Raw genomic sequence first — 25,009 nt, 5'->3', positions numbered from 1 at the left:
GTTCAGCCCCTCCCTTTTTGCATATCTTGTAAAATTTTTCGGGAGATTTCATCAAATGATTCTGCTTTTTTGCTATAAATCATACATAGTGCCCATGTCATAATAAATTGGGAAAAAGCAAATACCCACGCCCATGTAACGTCTCCAAATGCAGGTGTATTAAGCACCTTTGAATACGATGTTAGAATAGGTAATGCGATAAAAAAACTAAAAAAGAAAATACTCATTGGAATGATAAACTTCTTTTTCGTATTTAATAACAATTGAAATTCTTCCGACTGAACGACCTCTGTATAATTCACCTCATTTTGCAACTTACGTGCTGACGTATCGTCTCGTTTCATTAACCGATCCCCTCTCTTACTTAAAATACACTTACCCCTTGCATACCTAAAGACTAAATTTTATAAATATTCAGAAACTTATATTCATTTTAGACAATCCATGCATTCATGCAAAGATTTTTTGATAGACATTTTTCGGCAATTTCCCCTAAATTTTTAATATACTTTTTCAAAATAAAGTGACACCTTACTTATTTATCCTCATTAAGACAAAAGCAGTGCTTAACGCACTACTTTTGTCTTTTTTTCCTTTTCTAAATTACGAGCCGTTTCGCTTAACTCAACATCTTTTCCGTCTTTAAGTGTTCCAAATATAAAATCGAATACTGGATTTGAAACACCAAACCAAAACTTTTCGTTTTTATAATGGTGTAATATATGTTGTTTTTTTAGCCATCTTCCAAACTTAGTGACGGGACGAATCGGTCTATGAGCAATATAATGTTTCCATTCGTAAACGAGCAGCATAATAATCATTCCGATTCCAAATGAAAGTGCAATAGTAACACTTTTTGTAATACCATATGCTATAAGTAAATATATAGTAAAACTAGGTATACTAAACCATACAGGTAAAAACAAAAGTTTTAAATCATCTGGATATACGTGGTGATCATAATGCAATCTTCTTAACATTTTTAATAGAAATGTGTTTTTAGGTGGCTTTATATGGAATAAAAAACGATGTGTCATATATTCATTAAGTGTATAGAAAACAATCCCAAACACACATGCTAACATGCCAAACCACGTAAAAAATTGCATTTTTAAAATAATAATGAAAATAAATAGAATGCTATACATAATAACAATATCATGTTGTAAAAAGAACTCTTTCCCCACTTTCTTCATCTTGTTTCCCCCTTTTCCAAAAAAACAGCCGCAACATATCGTTACGACTATTTCTTTTCTATTCTTATTCTATTCACTTTACAAATTTGCCTGTTGTTCTATTGCCGAGAAAAAATTGTTTGATCCAAATATATTTTGCTTCGGAATAGTATGTTCCACTGCAAACACTGTTACTTCTCCTCTTTGCACTTCTCCAATAATGAGCCCAAATATTTCATGATTTACTGCAAACGTCGGTTGCTTTGTTTGTAACAATCTTGCAGCATTATGAAACACCGCTTCATATAGTGGATTTCTATCAGTAATTTCTTTTCGGATTTTTGGCGCTAACGTAATTATAATTTCTTTTCCGTCAATAGTGGTTCGATACATAAAAATCTCCCCTTCAATCTTATGTGAACAACTGTAAAGCTTTGTATGCAAAATGTATAGAGTAACCTACTAAAATAATACCTGCTCCGGCTGTTATGTAGCCAAGCGCTTTTGGTTTTAATAAAGTTCTTCCAAAATGTACAGAAAAAGCAATATTTAAATTCCATAAAATAATACCAACAATAATGCAAAGACTGTACAAAAAAGCTTCTTGTTTCGTTACCTTCGTAAGTAATGAGCTAAGTGTACTTCCGTATATACCAAACCAAAAAACAAGATTTAATGGATTGGATATCGCAATTAAAAATCCTGCCATAAACGATTGCTTAAGGCCACCTACCTCTTCTTTTTTATATTCCATATTCGATTCGAAAATTCCTTGTTTTACACTTTGAAATCCTAAATAAAATAACAAGAAAAAACCCGTGCAATACATGAAGGCTTGTACATATGTATACATAAACACAGAAGATAAACCGAAATAAATGAGAAGCATAAATAAAACATCTGCAGTCATTCCACCAATTCCAACAACCCAAGCGTGCCAAAAACCACGTTCAATTCCTCGTTTTAACATTTCAATATTAATCGGCCCTACTGGCGCAGCTAATGATATACCTAATACGATTTGCTGTATAATTGCTCCAATCATCGCTCTATCCTTTCTACTCTCTTTACTACTAGTTAATGATGTAATTTTAAAAAATAGACTAGCTTTCATAATAAAATACCCTTTTTTATCCAAAATATACAAAAGAGCCATCTAGATGATGGCTCTTACTTTTCTATCCTATGAAGAAAAGGACATTTCCCTTTTATTGGCTCTACATCGTCTCCTATGAAATATTGTTTCCATTCACGATGCTCTGGGTCACCATAATGACTAATGTTAGGATGTTTCGGCAATTGATCCCACTTTTCAACTCGCTCACGGACCATTTGTCTTGAATATGCTCCTTTAGGACGATCTCCCTCTAATCCATCAAAAATAGTGCGTGGCTGAAACCCAATAACGAGAGAATTCCCTAAATGTCTAGTTTTTCGTTGTTTATAAGCTGGCGCATTTCCAAATGCGAATATTGGCTCACCACCAAATGAAAATTCCCATAAATAATGGTCTGGGTCTTCAGGAATTTGCTTTGGCCATGCTTGATTATCGTTTTCATGTAAATACTGTAACACTTTCCAAAAAGAATCACGGTAATATTCGAGTGATTGTTCTTCACATTCCGGTTCTACAAAAAGGAAAAAGCCCCTTCTTACAATCGGTCTCTCTTTCATTAACTCTAAAAAAGATAACATTGTATGCGGCAAATGACTCCAATCATTATGAGAAAGAAATGAATAACGAAGTTCATTCTTTTTCAAAGCTGTTAAACCGAAATAACATGGAAAAGTTGGTTCTAACACAACATTTGAAAAAATCTCAAATTCTTTTGCAACCCAATCCGGTATGTCGGTTCTCGTTCTCATTCCTTCATTATCTAATAAGTAAGACTTATTCATTCTTTCACCTCATTATGTATAGCATTCAATTAAGAATATTACATACCCGGCTTGTCCTATACCTATTTAAAAATTTGACTGGAAAATTATTTAAAAATACAAAAAAATAAAATCGCTTACTTGACTAAATTCTCCCAATTCGTGTATATTTAAATTAATCATTTAGCAGAATATTCAAGAATATAGCATTTTTAGTTTATATTATTTTTTTAATGAATTTCACTAAATGAAAATAGTAAACGCTTTTAGGAGGAATTGTAACATGCAAGGAAAAGTAAAATGGTTTAACAACGAAAAAGGTTTTGGATTTATCGAAATGGAAGGCGCTGACGATGTATTCGTACATTTCTCTGCTATTCAAGGAGACGGCTACAAAGCTTTAGAAGAAGGTCAAGAAGTATCTTTCGACATTACTGAAGGTAACCGCGGACCTCAAGCTGCTAACGTAGTAAAACTTTAATCCAACATATAACAGGAGGTTGCCTTACTTGGTAACCTCCTTTGTTATTCCTTTGTATATTTCCGTTTTACAGAGCAAAAACTATGTGAAATGCGCACTATACAAAGGAGGAATTATTAATGGGATCAGAAGTAAATGATTTTGAAGAAGTGAAATTCCGTGTAGAAACAGCACAAAAAATGGTAGGATCAGCAACAATTTCAATGGATCCAGATACATTAGAGCATGCTACTACTGCTGTAGAAGCAGCTCGCTCTCAGCTTGAAATTATGAAATCTGTTGCAACTGATTTAGATGAGCCATTTTTAATGAATGAGGAAAAGAAATTAAATAAATGTGAGCATCAACTAAACGAAGCAAGACACTAAAAAACATCCAGAGAATTTTCTCTGGATGTTTTTTCATGACAACTGTTCTCCATACTTTTTCAATGTTTCTCCAACTGTACATTGCCGTATACAAAATGAATGGGCATAATATTTACTATTTGTCTTTCGATTATGTTCTCGCAAGAAACATCCTTCACAATACGTTTCTAATAAGTCATTTACCTCTGTAATGAGTTGCTTTTTATCCACCTTTGCACCTCTCTATTCAGTTATTTCTTTATGACTATCAATAACTGTTCCTTCCAATGCTTGCGTAGCTAATTGATGTGCTTCTTTATTTTGTTTTCTAGATATTGGTTCACATATAAGTTTTAATTTCATTTGCTTCGCCTTTTGTTCAATTTGATCTAAATAATGGTTTAAATGCTCATCATAACAAGGCCATTCTCCGGCTAATTGCTGCAGTACAACTTGAGAATCACCGTGAAGTGTGACTGCTTCATACTTAATCCCTAATTCCTCGAGTATATTCATACCGTATAGTAACGATGCATATTCCGCTTCATTATTATCATATATACCTTCTATATATGCATTGCGGCGAATCCGGTAGTTTGTATTTCCTTTTTTATAATACACACATATACCAACGCCAGCTTCTTTCGTTTGCACATCATACCCCCCATCAAAATAAACGAGTATTTCTTGGGGATCTTCCTCTACTTGCTTACTTAACTTTTTCATCTCTTTTAATGACCATTCTGCGTCCATTTCATCATAAAATGAAATTTCTTTTACTCTTCCTGTTTTCTCAAAATCCTCTGCAAATTGAAGTACTTCTTCTATGTTCATATACTCTGTCGTTAATTCCGTCTGCAATCCGCGCTTCGTTTTATACAACCAATGAATTTTATATTTCATACTACATTCCCCTTATGTAAGACTTCTTATTTATCCGGCTAATTGAAGCCTCACTTTATTTTATTATATTTTATCAAGAGTCACAGTATTATATTCAATATAATCACATACAAAAAGAGCCATCCTATATAAGGAATAGCTCTTTCATCTATTACATAAATCTTTCAAATTGTACTCGCTTATTAATCCAGTACATTACAGGCATACCGATCGCCATTACTACGAATTCACCTGCTGCACATGTTAACCAAGTCCACATAAATGGTAGGTCAAATGCAAGATGAAGTTCAATTGCAATCATAAACATTGTAACCGTAAAGATAACTGTATTAAAAATCATACGAGCCCAAACACCTTTAATAAACCGCATAGAAATAATCGTTGCAACTAATGCAAGAATAGATTGGCCTACTCCAAATACTAAATCATAAGCGATCATAGGTGAGAAAAAGAGATTCGTTAAAAATACACCTAATACAATTCCGTAAATTGCTTTCTTGTTAAATACAACGAGATGATTAAACATCTCTGAAATACGAAACTGTACATTTGTAAAGCCAAATGGCTGAATAAGCATAGAAACAGCAATATATAATGCCGCTAAAATACCATTACCGACTAATGTTCTAATATTCATGACAAAATCTCCTTAGTTTTTTTACGTGGGATGGTTTCGAACCACGTTATTCTTTTTTTAGCAACAAGATTATATTTTACGTGGTAGCCCCTCTTTCGTCAATAGATTTCCTATCATAAACTACCTTTTTCCTTTTAGACAACGTATAATGAAACATATGAAAGATTTAGGAGGTTTCACTTCATGACAGCAACAATTCAAAATGAAAAAGTGATCGTTTCCATTTCTGACAAAGGTGCAGAATTACAGAGCGTTCGCTTAAAAGAAGACAACATAGAATATTTATGGCAAGGTGATTCTACTTATTGGGGACGCCGTGCACCAATTTTGTTCCCAATTGTCGGTCGATTAGTAGATAATACATACTACGTAGACGGTAAACCATATTCATTAACACAACACGGTTTCGCTCGTGATCTTACTTTCTCTGTGAAAGAACAAAGCGAAACAAAGATCACTTATATCGTTACTAGTAATGAAGAAACATTAAAAAAATACCCATACGAATTCGAATTACTCGTTTCTTATGAGCTAGATGGACAAAGTGTTCATGTAACATATGAAGTAAACAATCCTACTTCTAAAGAAATGTTCTTCTCAATCGGAGCACATCCTGGATTCAACTTCCCTTTATTGGACGGTGAATCATTTACAGATTATCACTTATCGTTTAATGGTTCGGAACGCTTAGAAACAAGCGTATTAGAAGGACCTTATCTTTCAAACAAAAAGCAATTAATCGCTGAAAATACGACTGAATTGCCACTTACATACGATTTATTCAAAAATGATGCACTTATTTTTGAACATATGAATACGAATGAAATTTCGATTCGTTCTCATAAACATAATAAATTTGTAAAAGTAGAATTTGATGGATTTCCATTTGTCGGCGTATGGACACCAGGGGATAACGCACCTTTCTTATGTATTGAACCTTGGTATGGAATCGCTGATGAAGTAAATCCAGCAAAAGATTTCAAGGACAAAAAGGGAATTCAATCTTTACAAGCGAATGAAACATTTACATGTCGTTACAGCATCACAATCGGATAACTACCCTATCCCCTACTTCAAAAAAATATTTAAGTAGGGGATAATCTTATAATTTGGAGGTTTCTCATTTTGATTGAAGTATATATTGATGGTGCATCAAAAGGAAATCCTGGTCCTTCTGGTGCAGGAGTGTTTATTAAAGGCGTTCAGCCGCCTGTACAATTATCAGTACCACTTGGAACAATGTCCAATCATGAAGCAGAATACCGCGCTTTACTTCTAGCATTAAAATATTGCATCGAGCATAATTATAGCACTGTCTCTTTTCGTACAGATTCCCAGCTTGTCGAACGGGCTGTTGAAAAAGAATACGCAAAAAATAAAATATTTGCACCTCTTTTAGATGAAGCACTGCAGTACATAAAAAACTTCGATCTCTTTTTTATTAAGTGGATTCCAAGTAGTCAAAATAAAGTAGCTGATGAATTAGCTAGAAAAGCTATCTTACAAAATTAACGGGGGTATGAGTGTGAAAAGAGAGTGGATTGCTCCTCTTGCTTTATTATTTGTCTCTTTTATTTGGGGAGCTACGTTTGTTGTCGTTCAAAACGCTATGTCTTTCGTTGGTCCATTTACGTTTAATGGTATTCGCTTTTTATTCGCTGGAATTATTTTATTATTCGTTCAAATTATTTTCTCACAGAAAACTTCAAAACAAGAATTAAAACATAGTAGTTTAGCCGGATTAATAGTTGGGTTCTTCTTATTTGTCGGTTATTTATTGCAAACATTTGGCTTACTCTATACAACATCTTCAAAAGCAGGTTTCTTAACTGGGCTAAGCATTGTTATGGTCCCAATCTTATCCTTTATCTTTTTAAAACAAAAAGCTACCATTTTCATCGTACTTGGTATTGTTGTAGCTACAACAGGTTTATACTTATTAACAGCTGCTGATTCTTTCCAATTAAATATAGGAGATATACTTGTTCTCGGTTGTGCAGTCGCTTTCGCTGCCCATATTCTTATTAACGGCTTCTTTTCTAAGAAAATATCACCTTTATTATTAAGCACATCTCAAGTATTAGCTGTTGGTATATTTTCTTCTATTTGCGCTTTTTTGTTTGAAGATTGGGAAAAGTTATTTTCAGTATCACTATGGACGAATCAATCCTTTTTATTCGCACTCTTTCTAACTGCCCTGTTTGCAACATCTATTGCTTTTTTCATTCAAACATCGGCACAAAAACACACTTCTCCAACGAGGGTAGCAATTATTTTCGCAATGGAGCCCGTTTTTGCTGCATTAACAGGCGTTCTCGTTGCAAATGAACAACTTTCTATTTCTGCTATTATCGGATGTCTATGTATTTTTCTAGGCATGATTTTTGTTGAATTACCTTCCAAAACAAAAAAAGAAGCGCAGGCTGCGTGAAGTTACGCTTGTAACTTCCGCATAAAAGCCTTAGCGCTTTTTTTATCTGTAATTTCTTCCTCTTTCAATCGTTCTAATAACGCAACGAAATAACTACCATCAAACTGCAATTGATGTTTAATTGTCGCTTCTATTGCTGCGTTCACAATCCCATCAGACGCACCAGTATATCCTTGTCCAAACATAATAAACCCTTGTGCTTCCTCTGATAATTTAAATCCTTTCGTATGTAAGAATGAAAGATAATCTTCTACTGTTTGCATGTTATTCCCACCTACTCAAAAATTCTCCATCTCCTATCATACATGTTTTTACACGCTATGAGAATGAAATTTCTTTGACAACTTTGTAAATCAATCTTCTACTTCTCTTACAATGGAGGATTTTCTAATAATCTGAAGGAATATGTACAGTGGAACTTATTTCATATTAAAGGGGAGACACGATGAAACAAGCACTATTAATTATCGACGCTCAGCAAGAATTAATTGATGGAAATGAGCAAGAGAATGAAGTTTTTCGTAAAACCGAGCTATTATCTACACTAAATATAGCCCTCCAGAAAGCAATAGATTCAAATGCTCTTATTGTTTTCGTAAGAGATATCGATGTTGCTTCTGGTAGTGGCGAAGGATTTGAAGTACATAATCAAATTCAAGTACCCCAGTCTGCAATCTTTATTAATAAAGCAGCAACCAATTCATTCTACGGTACTTCTTTACTTGAACTTTTAAAAGAAGAAAACATTAATCATATTGTTATAGGCGGATGTAAAACAGAACATTGCATTGACACTGCCGTTAGGACAGCAACTGTACAAGGATTTGACGTTACATTAATTAAAAACGGTCATTCAACAACTGATTCTAACGTATTGTCTGCAGAACAAATTATTGGTCATCACAATAAAACTTTACACGGTCATTATAACGTTGATCATTTTTCTATGGTGCGAGATATCGAGGAAGACCTCTTTCAGCCGACTCATGACCAATATCGTGATTAAATTGGCTCAAAAAAGAATCCTTCATTTAAAAGGGTTCTTTTTTATCCAAAAATTTGCGCTGCAATACTATATAGTTCACTATTTCTTTTTAATAACCGATTACTATTTTTCATCATAATTGGTGGTGTATTCACCTTTTTAAAACCAGCAATCTCTAATTCTTTCATGAAATCGTTCTTTCCTTCTGGTACATCCATTCTTAATTTTCCATTATGCCCTCTTGCTAAATCATGTACTATTCTCATTGCCATCTCATTATTTTTAGCAACGACTGGTCCTATTATTTTATTTTCTGGCGTTTGTATACTTATACCGTATCCTACTACATTTTCTTTCGTATCCTTTACAACGACACACTGCTCACTTTGCACAATTCTTTTCTTTAAAAACTCTTTTCTATTTGTTCCAAACGCATATTCATCTATTTTTATTATTTTTTCTAAATCACCCTCTTCATAATTCATCACATAATCTTCATTTCTTACACAATAATCTTTCGCATTGTATGAGTTACATATGTATTTAGAAACATAACTTACTGCCCTAAATCCTAACTTTTCATATAAAGGTTTCCCTTCATCCGTAGCAATAAGCATAATTGGAGTATGAGCTGATACGCTTTTAACGCACGCTTCCGTTATTATCTTTCCAATCCCTCTCCCCTTATAATCTGGATGTACAATCACCATTCCGATAGACGCTAATTTCTCCCCATATAATATTATTGCCGCGCTAGCAATTAGTTCCTCTCTCTCATTCCAAACACCGTATACAATCCCTGCGTTAAAAATAGTCTCAATTTCTTCTCTGTTATAATCCCACCCAATATAAGAAGATAATGATACAATATTACCTGTTTTTTCTTCCCTAAGACGCTCCACTCTAATTTCCAATTCAATCATACTCCATCCCCTTATCTAGACATTTAAATCATTATTACGAAATCAACTTGTACATGTTTCCCTTTATTTGTCACACACATATGTTATTTTGACCAAGACTATATTGTAAATGAGGTGACAACATGCCCATTACGAATCGATTTTCTACCACCACTAACGGCGCACTCGCTATTACAGGTAATACTTTAGGCTTAAGTAAAATTAGTAATCAAAACCGTGCTGGTACAATCGGGGCAATTGGTGCATTTGCAACTACGAATACTGCTTTACAAGTACCTACTTTTCCTGCTGGTACAACGTTAAACTATACACAAAATAGTTCTACCGCTATTTTAAATATCCCTGCTGGTAGTACTATTCTTTACGCAGAACTCGTTTGGGGTGGAAACTATTTATCTCGTGATCAAAACATTACAAGTGTATTAGGAAACCCAGTTTCTTTTACAACACCTGTTTCAACATACTCGATTACTCCTTCAGCTGTTACGGCTTCAAATCAAACTTTCGTTTCAAACTCTATTACATTTGGCTTTTACACTCGTTCAGCAGACGTAACAACTCTTATTCAAGCGGGAGGTGCTGGTTCCTATACTACAGGAGCGGTTCCTGGACTTGTAGATCCTATAGATGCTTCTAATGGAACAATTAATTCGGCTGGATGGACACTTATCGTCGCTTATCAAAACGGGACATTGCCAGCAAGAAACTTAACCATTTATGTAGCTGGTAACCGTGTTTCTGCAGAAACTGGTAGTGCCGATGTATCTGTTTCTGGATTTTTAACACCTTCAGGAGGACCAGTAAGCGGGCGATTATTTTTAAGTTCTACCGAAGGAGATGCAGATTTAACCGGGGATCAAGCTTTATTTGGACCAAATTTCAGTTCATTAAATGCTTTATCTGGACCAAACAATGCTATAAATAATTTCTTCGGTTCTCAAGTTAATAATGCTGCAGGAAACTTAGATACAACAGGGACATTCGGAACGCGAAATCAAAGTGCTTCTACAAGTACAAACATCTCCGCAGGAAGACAGGGCTGGGACATTACTTCCATTGATATTTCTCCTTATTTAACAAACTCACAAGTATCCGCCGCAATCCGTTTAACTACTAACGGAGACGCATATATGTTAAATACAGTAGGCTTACAAATTAATATAAACTCACCAAATATACAAGCGACGAAAAGCGTGAATAAAAGTGTTGCTGCAATTGGAGATATTCTCACTTATACAGTTACTATCCCTAACACCGGGCTTCTTCCTGCCAATAACGCTATTTTTATAGATAGTCTCCCTAGCGGTACTTCTTTTATACCCGGCACTGTAACAGTAGATAACGTACCACAAACAAATGCAAATCCTGCGGCTGGTATATCTCTTGGAACAATTAATAATGGTGCTTCTCGTACAGTAACTTTCCAAGCTACTGTCGTTTCTCTTCCAAGTCAAAATCCTATCTCTAACACTGCTAATATTACATTTCAATATACACCAATCGCCGGAGGAACAACTTTTAATGGTCTTGCAACAAGCAACTCTGCTGGAACACAAATTAACCTCGCAGATATTAATGGAACAAAATCAGTTAACAAACTTTTTACCGATATTGGTGAAACATTAACTTACAGTATTGCCTTAGCTAATATAGGAAATATCGCTGCAACGAATGTGATATATACGGATCCGATTCCTAGCGGGACTACTTTCATTTCAGGGAGTGTAACTGTGAACGGAGTTACTCAAGCTGGCGCAAATCCCGCTAATGGTATATCAATTGGGTCAATTGCCGCAAATTCCACTACTACTATTTCATTCCAAGTACTCGTTCCTTCTATCCCTCAAACAAACCCAATATTAAATAGTGGAACAACAACATATCAATACATTCCTGTACCTAATCAACCAGCAGTAAGTGGGACTGATAAGACAAATATTGTCTCCACTCAAGTGAATAATGCTACTGTAACAATGACGAAAGCAGTAGATAAAAATTTTGCAGATATTGGTGATACACTAACGTACACCGTTTCCTTTACAGCTACAGGTAATACAAATGCGAACAATGTTATTTTTACAGATGTCATCCCTACTGGAACAACTTTCGTTCTAAACAGTTTAACAATAGATGGCACGACACAAGTGGGCGCAAATCCCGCTAACGGCGTGAATATTGGATCCATCCCAAGCGGCACAACAAAAAATGTTGCATTTCAAGTAGTAGTAAATACAATACCCGCGTCAAATGTCGTATCTAACGGATCAAGTGCTTCTTATCAATATACCGTCAACCCTAGCCAATCACCCGTTACAAAAAACATTTCTTCTAATCTCGTTTCCACTCAAATTAACAATGCGAATGTAACATTAACAAAATCAACTAACAAACAATTTGCCACAATTGGCGAAACGATAAGTTATACAATCCTTATTACAAACAGTGGAAATACGGCCGCTAATAACGTTCAACTAACAGACCCACTTCCAAATGGAACGATATTAACTCCTGGTACTGTAACACTAAACGGAGTTTTGCAAAATGTAGATTCTCTCGTCGCTTTACCTATCGGCACAATTCCTGGCGGGGCTACTTTTACCCTTTCTTTCCAAGTAACAGTCATCAATATTACGACCCAAAATCCTATCATTAATAATGCCTTCGCTTCTTATCTATATACTGTAAATCCAAATTTGCCACCGACTTCAAAGACAGCAAATTCTAATTCTGTTACATCAACAATTAGACTAGCAAATCTCCATGCTAATAAATCTGTAGATAAAACGTTTGCGGAAGTTGGCGATGTATTAACTTACACCTTCGCTCTTACTAACGATGGGAATGTTGCAGCGAACAATGTATTACTATCCGATTCAATTGCGAATGGAACCGCCTTTGTACCAAATAGCGTTATAGTTAACGGTGTTACTCAACCAGGCGTTACACCAACTAGCATCAATATTGGTAGCATCAATGCTAATACTACAATTACAGCTTCATTCCAAGTAGTAATAACTAGCATTCCAAATCCAAACCCTATTTCAAATAGCGCTTCCATCTCCTATAACTTTATTGTTGATCCAAACGCTTCACCTGTAAGTAAGAACACTACTTCAACCACTACATTTACTCAAGTAAACGATGCAAATGTCATTTCAGCCAAAACAGTGGATCGAGCGTTCGCTACCGTAGGGGATATATTAACTTATACTGTTACTTTGACGAATGCAGGAAGTGTTTCTGCTGATAGTCCTACTTTCGTAGATACGAATCCAGACGGTACTACCTTTATTCCAAACACTTTTCTTATTAATGGTGTACTCCAAAATAACGCAGATCCAAATATAGGTGTTCCACTACCTTCCATTGCTGCTAACGGCTCACTTACCGTCTCTTATCAAGTAACCGTCACCTCTTTACCAATACAAAACCCAACGATAAATTCATCTAGTACACAGTATAGTTTTATTCTAAATCCGGGCGATCCACCAACTGTAGAAACATCTGTAAGTAACACTGTAAGTACACAAATTAATTTAGCAAATGTAGTGATTGTCAAAGAAGTAGATTTAACTATCGCCGATGTCGGGCAACCAATCACATATACAATTTCTTTAGCTAATCTTGGAAATACTATAGCAAATAATGTTATTTTTACCGATATAATCCCTAATGGCACCACAATCGTACCAAATAGTATTTTTATAGGTGGTGCTTTACAACTAGGTGCAGACCCTAGTACCGGTCTTCAAGTCGGCTCCATTCCTTCAGGTGGTTTTACAACGATTGTTTTTCAAATAAGTGCAAATGGGCTACCTTCACCAAACCCAATTCAAAACAGCGCTTCACTTCAATATAGCTTTATCGCTGATCCAAATTTACCTGCTCTTGTTAGAAACGCTGCTAGCAATATAGTAACTACACAAATTAATACTGCTAATATCGTTGCTACAAAACTAACGAGTACAAACTTCGCTGATGTTGGTGATGTCATACTATATGCGACTATTTTAACAAATAACGGGAATATCCCTGCTGCTAATGTAACGTTTACAGATATCATTCCAGCGGGTACCCTCTTCATTCCTAATACTGTAACGATTAATAATGTCCCTGTAGCTAACGCAAATCCTGCTACCGGCATTTCAATTGGTACAATAGGAGCGAATTCATCACGCACCGTTGCATTCCAAGTTTTTGTACCAACTATCCCTGCTGTAAATCCAATTACAAATCAATCAGGCACAACATTCCAATATACGTATGATCCATCCAAACCTGCTGTGATGCAGATGGTTGCTTCTAACACTGTACAGACAACTATTAATAACGCCTCAATTGCCGCTACTAAATCTGCAGATAAACAGTTTGCTAACGTAAATGATATTATTACGTACACGACTACTTTAACGAATAACGGGAACACACTTGCATCAAATGTAATATTTACAGATGTAATTCCAAACGGGACATCATTTATTGCTAATAGTGTTACTGTAAACGGGAATACACTGCCTAATGTAAATCCAGCAAGTGGAATTGCCATTGATCCAATAAATCCGAATGCAAATACGCTCATCTCGTTCCAAGTACAAGTAAATTCTATCCCGAATCCAAATCCAATCCCGAACCAAAGCAATACAACGTACCAGTACGTCGTAGATCCTAACTTACCTCCAGCATCCGCCAATACGTTAAGTAACGTAATAACAACTCAAATTAATAACGCTACTATTGTCGCTACTAAGTCTGTGAATACACCGACAGCTGCAATTGGCGATATCGTTACCTATACGATTGCAGTAACAAATACAGGTAATACTCCTGCTAGTGCGACTGTTTTAACGGATGGGCTTGGTGCAGGAGCTTCATTTATCCAAAACTCCGTAACGATCAATAATGTCCCACAACCAGGATTAGATCCATCACTTGGTATTCACTTGGCAGATATTTCGCCAGGGGATACTGTATTTATTACTTTTCAAGCACAAATTTTAGCGATACCACCTAGTGGCACATTAACAAATAATGCTCTTGTAAATTATGAATATACCGTGAATCCCAACCAATCACCTGCCGTCAATAGTACAATTACGAATACAACGGTTACTCCAATTATTGATGCTACTCTTTCTATAAATAAAACTGTCAATTCAACATTCGCTACTATTGGAGATACACTTACTTTCACTTCTACCATTACTAATTCCGGTAATACTACCGCAAACAATGTTATTTTTACAGATGTAATTCCAAATGGTACAACGTTTATTCCAAATAGTTTTACGGTAAATGGAACAACTATTACTAATGCAAATCCACAAAACGGTATCAATATTGGTAACTTGAATTCAAATGCATCTGCTACACTCAGTTTTCAAGTAAACATTACAACACTTCCAAACCCGAATCCAATCCCGAACAAATCATCGCTTCAATATAGCTTTATTGTAGATATAAATGAACCGCCAGTTTCACGAACAGTTCAATCTAATAAAACTTTTACACAAGTAAATACTGCTTCCGTTATCGCAACAAAAACTGCAAGCAGTGCTTTTGCTGCTGTTGGAGATACAATTACGTATACAACTATCCTCACCAATAGCGGAAATACTTCAGCAAACACACCTGTTTTTATCGATATATTACCACCTGAACTTTCATTCGTTCCTGATAGCGTACAAATTAATACAATCCCACAACTTGGATTTAGACCAGATAGCGGAATCTCTTTAGACTCAATTCCAGTTGGAGGAACGACAACAATTAGCTTTCAAGCTATCGTTGGCTCAATACCAGCTACAAACCCAACTTTGAACCAATCTAGCACAACATACTCGATCATTATTGATCCTACCCAGCCGCCGGTGATAGAAACAGCTACAAATAATCCAACTTTAGTTCAAATTAACGAAGCGATTATTCAAGCAACGAAAAGTGTAGATCGACTATTTTCTGACGTAGCACCTGGAAATTCATTTTTAACGTATACTGCTTTATTGGATAATATAGGAAACGCAACTGCTACGAATATCATTTTTACAGATCCGATTCCAAATAACACAGTATTTATAGAAGATAGCGTTCGAGTAGGCGGAGTTTTATTGCCTGGAGTAAATCCAGCGAATGGGATACCGATTGGGGATATTATTGCTGGAGATTTTATAAACGTTACCTTCCGTGTGCAAGTAGTTAGCATTCCAAATCCAATTTTCACAATTGGACCAGGCGGACCAAACTCACCGGTTGTAAACAGCGCTTCCATTAATTATCAATTTATGACAGGTCCAAACTTACCACTCGTTTCAAGAAGTACGACGTCCAATCCGGTTTCGACACAAATAAATTCCGGGGAAATTGTGGCAATCAAATCTGTAAATAAAACTTTCGCAACAATTGGCGATACAATTTCTTATACAATTACATTAAGTAACCCTGGAAATGTCACTTCACAAAATATAATTTTTACGGATACTTTACCTGATGGAACGACATTCATATCTGGCACTCTTACAAACGATTCTGGTACACAGCAAATCGGAAATCCAGCTAACGGAATTCAGATTGGAAATATAAACCCAAATGGAACGGCCGTGATTACTCTTAACGTACTTGTTACAAACATTCCAAGTATAAATCCAATTTCTAATTCTAGCTCTGTACAATTTGCACATGTGGTCGATCCTAGCCAACCTGCCGTATCGCAAACGAATGTATCTAATACGGTTTCGACAACTATTAATAGTGCAATTTTAACAACAAAAAAGAGTGCTGATAAATCTATAGTTTCAGTTGGAGATACGATTACGTATACAACTACTATTAGAAATACCGGAAATACAGCCGCAACGAATATTACTTTCACAAGCGCTATTCCAGCTAACACTACCTTTATACCAAATTCAGTCACAATAAATAGCGTTCAGCAGTCTGGTGCGCAACCAGCACTTGGAGTAAATATACCAAATATCGCTCCTGGTGAAACGGTAACTGTTACTTTCCAAGTAAATGTTATTTCCGTTTCCCCTTCCAGTTCAATTATGGGTAATGACACAATTTTATATTCTTATACTGTTGATCCAAACAGCGCTCCTGCTACTACCTCTACTTCAACGAATATTGCTACAAATCCTGTATTAGATGCTATGATAACGATGGTAAAATCGGTCGATCAAACCCTTGTAACACTAGGCGATACCATAACCTATACGACAATTTTAACGAATAACGGTAATACAAATGCAACTAATATTACTTTCACGGATCTTATACCAAATGGTACAACATTTATTACTGATAGCGTTACAATAAATGGACTCACACAAATTGGATTGAATCCTAATACAGGCATAACGATTGGATCAATTGCCCCTAACAGCTCAATATCTATAGCATTTCAAGTGACCGCTACTTCTACCCCTGTTCAAAATCCTATTGCCAATTCCGCTACTGCTTCTTACACATTTATCGCTGATCCCAATGCACCTATTGTTTCAAGAAACGTTACTTCAAACACAGTGTTTACTACGATTAATACAGCTAACATTCTTTCATTAAAACAAGTCGATAAATCCTTTAGTCGTATTGGAGACACACTCACTTATACTGTCGTTTTAACAAACAATGGAAACTCATCAGCACAAAATGTTATATTTACAGATACCGTACCAAGCGTCACTACATTTATTGCAAACACATTTTCTATTAATGGAGTTCCTCAAAGCGGGGCGGATCCATCGAACGGTGTGAATATTGGGACAATAACAGCCGGGACTACAGTAACAGTTTCGTTCCAAGTTACTGTAACATCATTACCAACCGCAAACCCAATTGTAAATTTCTCATCAACATCGTATCAATTAGTCTCACCACCTGAAGCAGAAACTTCAATTAGCAATCCTGTTTCAACCCAAATTAAAGAAGCCATATTATCTATGACCAAAAATGAAAGTGTATCCTTTGCAGATATCGGGCAAACTGCTTTTTATACTACTTCTATTACCAATGTAGGCAATACCGATGCAACTAATATTGTATTCACAGATGCATTACCAAGTGGACTCACATTTGTTCCTAACACATTAACTGTCGATGGCGTTTTACAACCTAACGCGGATCCAAATACAGGTGTATTACTTGCAACACTTCCACCAAATGAAATATATAGCATCGTCTTTCAAGTTACAGTAAACAATATTCCCCCTAGTAACCCAGCACCAAATAAAGCATCAACGACGTATGAATTTACTGTTGATCCTGTTAATCCTCCCGTTTCAAGCGCAGCTACTTCCAACACTACACTCCTTCAAATAAACAACGCAACTATTATTAGCACCAAAACAGCAAATCTTACTTTTGCGGATGTTGGTAATACAATAACATTTACACTTAACCTTCCTAATACCGGGAATGTGACCGCAACTGATGTAACTATTATCGATATTCTTGATAGCAATTTAAGTTTCGTTCCAAATAGTTTCACAGCTAATGGGCAAACCATTCCAAACGCCGATTTATCAACTGGTGTAAATATTGGTTCCATTAATGGTGGTAATACGGCAATCGTTACATTCCAAGCAACTGTTATTACACTTCCAACACTTAATCCCATTTCTAACTCTGCTTCTACCACATATCATTATGTCGTTGATCCTAGCCAGCCACCTATTACAACTTCCAATCAATCTAATACAACGACAACACAAATTAATAGCGCTATCCTTACTGCACAAAAAAATTCAAATGTATCTACGGTAGATATCGGGCAGGATATTACCTACACCGTTACAATTACAAATAGCGGAAATGTGAGTGCAACGAATGTTATTTTTACCGACCTTATTCCAGACGGAACTTCCTTTGAACCGAATAGCTTTACACTGAACGGAACTAGCATCCCAAATGCAGATATCATTACAGGCGTTCCAATCGGTGATATCGCGCCAAACGAATCTGTCATCGTAGCATTTCACATTATCGCCAATGAAATTCCGCCTATAAATCCAATTACTAATCAAGCTAGCGTTAGCTTTCAACATATCGTTAATCCAGCTAATCCTCCAGTTTCAAAAAATATTATTTCTAACAACGTTACAACAAAAATTGAAAGTGCTATTTTAAATACTATTAAAATAGGAGATAAAACTTTTGCAACGATTGGTGATACGATTACGTATACAACGACTATTACGAACACAGGCAATATTCCTGCTAACAACGCTATATTCTCAGACCCTTTACCATCGTGGACACAATTTGTTGCAGGATCAGTTATTGTTGATGGCACTCCATTACCATCCGCTTCGATTATTAACGGTGTTGGCATAAATACAATCAGTCCAAATCAAACTGTTACAATCATATTCCAAGTACAAATCGTAAGTAATCCAACAACGTTCACACCTGAACTCCAAAACTTAGGATTTGTTAACTTCCAATATAACGTAGGCAATGCATTACTGGCTCAGCCTGGCAATGTGGAAACGAATGTCTTCGTTACTTCTATTAATACAGCCATACTTTCAGCTGTAAAAACTGCTAATACAGCCTTTGCAAATATTGGAGATACGATCACTTATACAGTTTCGATTCAAAATAACGGCAATACAAACGCTACGAATGTAAATTTCTCAGACCCAGTTCCAACTGGAACGACCTTTGTTGAAAATAGTTTTGCTGTAAATGGAAGTACCATTCCAGGCGCAAATCCAAATAACGGAGTGAATATCGGAACAGTTAGCGCAGGTAGTTCCTTAACCGTTACTTTCCAAGTCATAGTTACATCTACTCCACCTTCAAATCCGATTACAAACGTAGCATCTATTCAATACGCATTCATCGTTGATCCGGCCTCTCCTCCTGTTACAGGCACGATAAATTCTAATAGCGCTTCAACACAAATTAATAACGCGACTGTTACAACTGTTTTACAAGCAAATCGTTCAATTGTATCTATCGGGGATGTAATTACGTATACAGCAACATTAACGAATACTGGAAACTTCCCTGCAAACTCTGTATTACTCATTAACGGAGTTCCTGAAGGAGCATTATTTGTTCCAAATAGTGTTACGCTCAACGGGATTTCACTTCCAGATGCAAGTCCAACTCTCGGTATTCCAGTTGGTATTATCGCACCAGGTGATTCCGCTACTATTACGTTCCAATTTCTTGCAAGTTCTATTCCACCGCAAGGAGCGATTATAAATCAAGCACTTACAAGTTACACGTATATTGTCGATCCAAGTCAACCTCCTGTTACAGCAACATCCTCGTCTAATACGGTTAATACAGCTGTTGTTGATGCATCGTTATCCGTAATTAAAAGTACAGATTCTCTCGTACAATCTACTGACGGTACAATCACTTACACAGTAGTCGTTCAAAATAACGGAAATACTACTGCAAATACAGTTACTTTAACAGATTTGGTCCCAGAAGGAACTGCATTTATTCCGAATAGCGTTACCATTAGTGGTGTTTCTGTTCCAGGTGCCGATCCTAACGTAGAAATACCATTAAACTCCATCACACCGTCAGAAATCGTCACTGTAACATTCCAGGTTATCGTTCAATCTATACCAAGCGTGAACCCAATTTCTAATACAGCCCGTATTGACTATACTTTTATCGCCGATCCAACTGCTCCTATCATCTCTCGAACAATTACGTCTAATCCTGCTTTCACACAAATTTCGGATGCAACTATCCTTTCTTTAAAAGCAGTCAATGCACCTCAAACAACAACAGGTGATATTTTGACTTACACAATAACACTAGAAAATACCGGAAATATTCCAGCTACGAATCTCATATTTTCAGATACGATTCCCCAAGATACTACATTCGTAGAAAATAGTTTTACACTTAATGGAACAACTATACTTGGTGCCAATCCAAATGTAGGTGTTACTTTACCTACCTTAGCAGCAAACGCTACTCACCTTATTTCGTTCCAAATTCTTATTAAAGATTCATTCTCGCGAGAATCGATTACAAATCAATCCAATACAACATATACAATCCAACCAGACCCAGGGCAATCGCCTATTCCTGAAACATCTACTAGTAATATCGTCATTACAAATTTCGTGCAAGCACAATTGACAATTACAAAAACATCCAATCCAACAACTGTAGATATTGGCGGAACTATACTTTATATTTCTGAAGTGAAAAATATCGGTAATGTTGACGCAATAAATATTGTTTTCACAGATTCTATCCCAGCTGGGACTACATTCGTTCCCGATAGTGTCACAATTAACGGTGTCCTTCAGCCAGGTGTAAATCCTGAAAACGGAATACCGATTGGAACAATTCCAGCTAACAGTTCCAAAACGATACTATTTCAAGTGCAAACAAATAATCCACCTACTGAAACCGAAATTGTAAATCAATCTTCAGCAACTTACCAATATGTAAGTATCCCTACAGCCCCACCAGTGAATCGCTCTGCAAATTCTAACATTGTTACAACATCACTTCAAAACGCAAATATTATTTCTGTTAAAAGCGCGGATATAACTTTCGCATCAATCGGGCAAATTATTACCTACACAAATACACTACAAAATATAGGAACCGTTCCAGCTAACAATACCGTGTTCATTGATAACATTCCAGAAGGTACTATATTTATTGAAGATAGCTTAGCAATAAATAATGTAATTCAGCCTGGCGCTAATCCTGAAAACGGAGTAACTCTCGGCACGATACAACCAAATGAAACAGTCACTATTTCATTCCAAGTACAACTTACAAATATACCAGTTGGCAATGTAGTCATTAATATTTCAGACACCTCGTACGAATACCAAATTGACCCTAGTTCTCAAATTATTCAGCGTAGATCGTTATCAAATGCAGTAAATACTGAAGTGCGGACGGCAAATGTTAGTGCAATTAAATCCGCTAACAGATCCATTACACGTATCGGTCAAATCATCACATATACAGTCGCAGTTACAAACGCTGGTACAATACCTATTACAAATACTCTCCTACTTGACGCAATTGCTTCTGGCACCACATTCGTTCCAAATAGCATTCTTGTAGATGGCGTACCAAGACTTAACGAAAATCCAATTACAGGTATCAATCTTGATATAATTCTTCCAAATAATACGATTATTGTTACGTTCCAAGTAAGCGTAGTCTCTATACCGCCACAAAATAACATTAATAATATCGCCGTCATTCACTATGAGTATCGACCAGACCCAAGCACACCACCAATTTCAGAAACGACCTCTTCCAATGCTACAAACATACAATTTATTGATGCTATTCTTATTGCTACAAAGTCCACTAATACTGTATTAGCTAACATTGATGAAACCATTGAATATACAGTATTCATTCAAAATAATGGATCGGCTACAACTAACTCCATCTTTTTTACAGATACTATAGCGGATGGAACAGTATTTATTCCAGGAAGTGTAGTAGTTAATAATACTGTACTTCCTGCAGCAGATCCGAATATCGGCTTTTCCATTCCTAATGTCGCAGCAGGTCAAATGGCTACAATAACATTCCAAGTTTCCGTTACGAATTTACCTGCTGTAAATCCAACACCTAATACTGCAAACGTCGTCTACGACTTTATTTTCAATCCTGACTTTGCACCAATTCAAAAATCTACTACTTCCAATACTACTTTTGTTCAAATTAATGATGCTGACATCGTTTCACTTAAAACTGTTGATTTAACCTCTGTAACGATTGGTGACATTTTAACTTATACAACAACTTTAACAAATACAGGGAATACGGATGCCACTGCTGTTGTATTTACAGACAATATTCCTAATGGAACAACCTTTATTGACGGTAGCGTTTTAGTAAATAACATTCCTCAGCTTAATGCCAACCCAAGTGCAGGTATACTTGTAGGAACGATTGCCCCTAATATTTCTATCCCAGTCACATTTTCTGTTACCGTCGTAGCTCTTCCTGCTAGCGGCCATGTTCAAAATCAATCAACTTCTCGTTATACAATAAACGTGGAAGAACAAATATCCACTAGCAATATTACCTTCACTGAAGTTATTTCTGCTAATGTAATTGCGACAAAAACAACACCTATCCAATATGCTGACCTACAAACTATTATCCCTTACACTATTTCCATTACAAACAATGGGAATATACAAGTAGAAAACATTATTGTTACAGATATCATCCCAGCAAATACGAGCTTTATAGAGAATAGTGTTATCGTGAATGGCAACGCTCGGCCAAATGACAATCCACTTAACGGTATACAAATTGATAACATTCCGCCTAATACGACAGCAACCATTCTATTCCAAGTACGGGTTACTTCGATTCCACAAACAAATCCAATCTCTAACACGAGTACAATTGAATATGAATACACGGTACCAAATCGACCACCTATTACCGAAACTATTATTTCATCAGCTGCTTTAACAGAAATTAATCATGCGAATTTGAATAGTAATAAAGCTGTTGACCTTGCATTTGCAACGGTTGGTGATACGTTAACGTATACGATTACACTAAATCAAACCGGTAATGTTGCAGTAAATGATGTAATCATTCAAGATATTATTCCTCAAGGTACTACGTTTATAGAAAATAGCGTCATTGTAAACGGAGAAACTCTTCCAGGAGTGAATCCAGTAAGCGGCATACCAATTGGTACTATAACTATTGGTGGAGATGCTATCGTTTCATTCCAAGTAACGGTGACTTCTATTCCAACACCAAATGAACTAAACAACAACGCAATTACTACTTTTAACTATATAGTCAACCCAAATAACGTACCTGTTACAAATACGACTACAACAAATACTGTCAAAACTACTGTCCAAAATGATAATGTCATTGCTTTTAAGTCTGCTGATGTAACAAACGCCTTACCTGGTCAAACTTTAACGTATACAATTACGATTACGAATAGCGGTAATGTAACGATTGAAGACCTTCTTGCCATAGACGCCGTACCAATAGATACGACTTTTGTTGCTGGTAGTGTTACGATTAACGGAATCAATCAGCCTAATGAGAATCCTGAAAATGGTATTACGTTAGGAAATCTTGCTCCTAATGAATTTGTTATTATTACGTTCCAAGTGACAATATCTTCTTCTACTCTTCAATCTACAATTAATAATGATGCTTCTGTTTCCTATACCGTTATCATTGATCCAACAAAACCACCTATTACAATTACAAAACAAACAAATACCGTTACAACGACAGTTATTGATCCGATGGTTCGCATTGAAAAAACAGCTGACAAATCTATTGTCGTTATAGGAGATATCATTACATTCACATTAGCGGTATTCAATCATTCCCCAATTCCTACAATCAGTACTTCTGTTATAGACACAATTCCAGCTGGTACAACATTTATAGAAAACAGCGTAACCATTAACGGCACTCCCGTTCCAAATGTTCGTCCAGACACTGGTATTAATATTGGTTCTTTATCTGCAGGTACAGTAGCAACTATAACATTTCAAGTTCTCGCAACTTCTATTCCTTCAAACAGTACAATTATAAATTCTGCAACAGTTACCGCTGCTTTTCAGTTGACACCACAGGATCCAATTATTACTTTCATTGTTAATTCAAATATCGTTCGTATACCAGTTCAATTTATAACTGCAACAGTCACGAAAAATGCTTCCGCCAGCTCAGCTTATTTAAATCAATATTTTGATTACACGGTACGCATTACAAATACTTCTGAAATTTCACTCTCAAATATTTCGTTACAAGATACTATTCCAGCAGGTTTACAATTTATAAATGGCACTGTCTTTATTAACGGTGAACGCTCTCCACTAGCGAATCCGAATATCGGTTTCCTAGTCGCTACTAATTTGGAACCAAACGAAACAATTATCGTGTTATTCACAGTACAAGTGATAAGCCCCCCTGTTAATAATCCCTTTAAAAATACGGCCAATATTTCGTTACAACTTCAAGTCTCGCCTACCGACCCACCAATTACAGTAACCGTTACAAGTAACGAAAACATCGTCACCTTTGTTCCAGAAAATCCAGATGAAGCACTTCCAAATTTAAATTGCTTCTTTGACGGTGAACGCTTCATTCGCATTACTCCTCGAAATGTACGAAATTACCTTTGGACTTGGATTTGGTGGAAGTAATTGAAACAAAAAAGAGATTGTAGTTTGGTTGAAACCAAATTACAATCTCTTTTTCATTACCTATATCCCACTACGTTGTAACTCGTCCAAGGAT

Annotated in this window: 17 protein-coding genes and 1 riboswitch; of the genes, 7 read left to right on the top strand and 10 right to left on the bottom strand. The window is 36.0% G+C overall.

From position 1 onward, the window contains the following. Positions 1–2 precede the first annotated feature (2 nt). From AC22L0_RS04495 to AC22L0_RS04475, 5 genes are all read right to left on the bottom strand, one after another. Positions 3–344, bottom strand: coding sequence for a DUF485 domain-containing protein (locus AC22L0_RS04495; RefSeq protein WP_000817366.1), 342 nt, complete (start codon positions 342–344; stop codon positions 3–5). A 222-nt stretch (positions 345–566) separates the two neighbouring features. Continuing rightward, complete coding sequence (locus AC22L0_RS04490; RefSeq protein WP_000755400.1) at positions 567–1,196, bottom strand: sterol desaturase family protein; 630 nt, start codon at positions 1,194–1,196, stop codon at positions 567–569. A gap of 78 nt (positions 1,197–1,274) precedes the next feature. After that, the gene (locus AC22L0_RS04485; protein ID WP_087966025.1) at positions 1,275–1,568 is read right to left on the bottom strand and encodes a cytoplasmic protein; all 294 of its coding nucleotides are present in this window, start codon (positions 1,566–1,568) and stop codon (positions 1,275–1,277) included. Between the two features lie 19 nt (positions 1,569–1,587). Beyond that, positions 1,588–2,331: a LysE family transporter gene (locus AC22L0_RS04480; protein WP_001196839.1), complete on the bottom strand. Its 744-nt coding sequence runs from the start codon at positions 2,329–2,331 to the stop codon at positions 1,588–1,590. Positions 2,332–2,345: 14 nt separating this feature from the next. Then, positions 2,346–3,074 (bottom strand): YqcI/YcgG family protein, encoded by a 729-nt coding sequence (locus tag AC22L0_RS04475; RefSeq protein ID WP_001043769.1) that lies wholly within the window; start codon positions 3,072–3,074, stop codon positions 2,346–2,348. Positions 3,075–3,336: 262 nt separating this feature from the next. On the opposite strand from AC22L0_RS04475, the gene cspB reads away from it, so the two are divergent. Further along, on the top strand, positions 3,337–3,534 hold the full coding sequence (gene cspB / locus AC22L0_RS04470; protein ID WP_001161731.1) for a cold shock-like protein CspB: 198 nt from the start codon (positions 3,337–3,339) through the stop codon (positions 3,532–3,534). 119 nt (positions 3,535–3,653) lie between these two features. Further along, positions 3,654–3,902, top strand: a complete 249-nt coding sequence (locus tag AC22L0_RS04465) for a DUF2564 family protein (protein ID WP_000534392.1) — start codon at positions 3,654–3,656, stop codon at positions 3,900–3,902. Positions 3,903–3,935: 33 nt separating this feature from the next. On the opposite strand, the gene AC22L0_RS04460 is transcribed toward AC22L0_RS04465, so the two are convergent. The 3 genes from AC22L0_RS04460 to AC22L0_RS04450 all read right to left on the bottom strand — a co-directional run bounded on the left by AC22L0_RS04460 (position 3,936) and on the right by AC22L0_RS04450 (position 5,421). Next, positions 3,936–4,112, bottom strand: a complete 177-nt coding sequence (locus AC22L0_RS04460) for a zinc-finger domain-containing protein (protein WP_000358801.1) — start codon at positions 4,110–4,112, stop codon at positions 3,936–3,938. 12 nt (positions 4,113–4,124) lie between these two features. Further along, a complete protein-coding gene (locus tag AC22L0_RS04455) occupies positions 4,125–4,784 on the bottom strand; it encodes a ribonuclease H family protein (RefSeq protein WP_000875553.1) in 660 nt (219 codons plus the stop codon). A gap of 151 nt (positions 4,785–4,935) precedes the next feature. Next, the gene (locus AC22L0_RS04450) at positions 4,936–5,421 is read right to left on the bottom strand and encodes a QueT transporter family protein (RefSeq protein WP_001026477.1); all 486 of its coding nucleotides are present in this window, start codon (positions 5,419–5,421) and stop codon (positions 4,936–4,938) included. Between the two features lie 6 nt (positions 5,422–5,427). Beyond that, positions 5,428–5,472: riboswitch (PreQ1 riboswitch) on the bottom strand. 132 nt (positions 5,473–5,604) lie between these two features. Between AC22L0_RS04450 and AC22L0_RS04445 the strand changes: the two genes are divergently transcribed. The 3 genes from AC22L0_RS04445 (at position 5,605) to AC22L0_RS04435 (ending at position 7,852) form a co-directional block, all read left to right on the top strand. Further along, a complete protein-coding gene (locus AC22L0_RS04445) occupies positions 5,605–6,477 on the top strand; it encodes an aldose 1-epimerase family protein (RefSeq protein ID WP_000127397.1) in 873 nt (290 codons plus the stop codon). Between the two features lie 69 nt (positions 6,478–6,546). Beyond that, on the top strand, positions 6,547–6,933 hold the full coding sequence (locus AC22L0_RS04440; RefSeq protein WP_000573880.1) for a reverse transcriptase-like protein: 387 nt from the start codon (positions 6,547–6,549) through the stop codon (positions 6,931–6,933). Between the two features lie 13 nt (positions 6,934–6,946). Continuing rightward, entirely contained in the window at positions 6,947–7,852 is a 906-nt protein-coding gene (locus AC22L0_RS04435; protein WP_000818085.1) for a DMT family transporter, read from the top strand. 2 nt (positions 7,853–7,854) lie between these two features. Here the strand turns inward: AC22L0_RS04435 and AC22L0_RS04430 are convergent, their stop codons facing one another. Continuing rightward, positions 7,855–8,115: a DUF6123 family protein gene (locus AC22L0_RS04430; protein WP_001195212.1), complete on the bottom strand. Its 261-nt coding sequence runs from the start codon at positions 8,113–8,115 to the stop codon at positions 7,855–7,857. A 182-nt stretch (positions 8,116–8,297) separates the two neighbouring features. On the opposite strand from AC22L0_RS04430, the gene AC22L0_RS04425 reads away from it, so the two are divergent. Next, positions 8,298–8,858, top strand: coding sequence for a cysteine hydrolase family protein (locus AC22L0_RS04425; protein WP_000806320.1), 561 nt, complete (start codon positions 8,298–8,300; stop codon positions 8,856–8,858). Positions 8,859–8,899: 41 nt separating this feature from the next. On the opposite strand, the gene AC22L0_RS04420 is transcribed toward AC22L0_RS04425, so the two are convergent. Beyond that, positions 8,900–9,760, bottom strand: coding sequence for a GNAT family N-acetyltransferase (locus tag AC22L0_RS04420; RefSeq protein ID WP_087966027.1), 861 nt, complete (start codon positions 9,758–9,760; stop codon positions 8,900–8,902). A 122-nt stretch (positions 9,761–9,882) separates the two neighbouring features. On the opposite strand from AC22L0_RS04420, the gene AC22L0_RS04415 reads away from it, so the two are divergent. Next, on the top strand, positions 9,883–24,915 hold the full coding sequence (locus tag AC22L0_RS04415; protein WP_487272150.1) for a cell surface protein: 15,033 nt from the start codon (positions 9,883–9,885) through the stop codon (positions 24,913–24,915). The last annotated feature ends 94 nt before the right edge of the window (positions 24,916–25,009 follow it).

It is taken from the genome of Bacillus sp. LQ01 (assembly GCF_057624735.1).
The sequence above is the reverse complement of the archived record's forward strand: the minus strand, read 5'-3'. Positions and strand labels throughout refer to the sequence as shown.

Excerpts from the sequence above, each read along its gene's own strand:
- AC22L0_RS04425 (WP_000806320.1), top strand. The coding sequence starts at position 8,298 with ATGAAACAAGCACTATTAATTATCGACGCTCAGCAAGAATTAATTGAT.
- cspB (WP_001161731.1), top strand. The coding sequence starts at position 3,337 with ATGCAAGGAAAAGTAAAATGGTTTAACAACGAAAAAGGTTTTGGATTT.
- AC22L0_RS04480 (WP_001196839.1), bottom strand. The coding sequence starts at position 2,331 with ATGGCTCTTTTGTATATTTTGGATAAAAAAGGGTATTTTATTATGAAA.
- AC22L0_RS04465 (WP_000534392.1), top strand. The coding sequence starts at position 3,654 with ATGGGATCAGAAGTAAATGATTTTGAAGAAGTGAAATTCCGTGTAGAA.
- AC22L0_RS04450 (WP_001026477.1), bottom strand. The coding sequence starts at position 5,421 with ATGAATATTAGAACATTAGTCGGTAATGGTATTTTAGCGGCATTATAT.
- AC22L0_RS04495 (WP_000817366.1), bottom strand. The coding sequence starts at position 344 with ATGAAACGAGACGATACGTCAGCACGTAAGTTGCAAAATGAGGTGAAT.
- AC22L0_RS04430 (WP_001195212.1), bottom strand. The coding sequence starts at position 8,115 with ATGCAAACAGTAGAAGATTATCTTTCATTCTTACATACGAAAGGATTT.
- AC22L0_RS04445 (WP_000127397.1), top strand. The coding sequence starts at position 5,605 with ATGACAGCAACAATTCAAAATGAAAAAGTGATCGTTTCCATTTCTGAC.
- AC22L0_RS04455 (WP_000875553.1), bottom strand. The coding sequence starts at position 4,784 with ATGAAATATAAAATTCATTGGTTGTATAAAACGAAGCGCGGATTGCAG.
- AC22L0_RS04415 (WP_487272150.1), top strand. The coding sequence starts at position 9,883 with ATGCCCATTACGAATCGATTTTCTACCACCACTAACGGCGCACTCGCT.
- AC22L0_RS04475 (WP_001043769.1), bottom strand. The coding sequence starts at position 3,074 with ATGAATAAGTCTTACTTATTAGATAATGAAGGAATGAGAACGAGAACC.
- AC22L0_RS04485 (WP_087966025.1), bottom strand. The coding sequence starts at position 1,568 with ATGTATCGAACCACTATTGACGGAAAAGAAATTATAATTACGTTAGCG.
- AC22L0_RS04490 (WP_000755400.1), bottom strand. The coding sequence starts at position 1,196 with ATGAAGAAAGTGGGGAAAGAGTTCTTTTTACAACATGATATTGTTATT.
- AC22L0_RS04420 (WP_087966027.1), bottom strand. The coding sequence starts at position 9,760 with ATGATTGAATTGGAAATTAGAGTGGAGCGTCTTAGGGAAGAAAAAACA.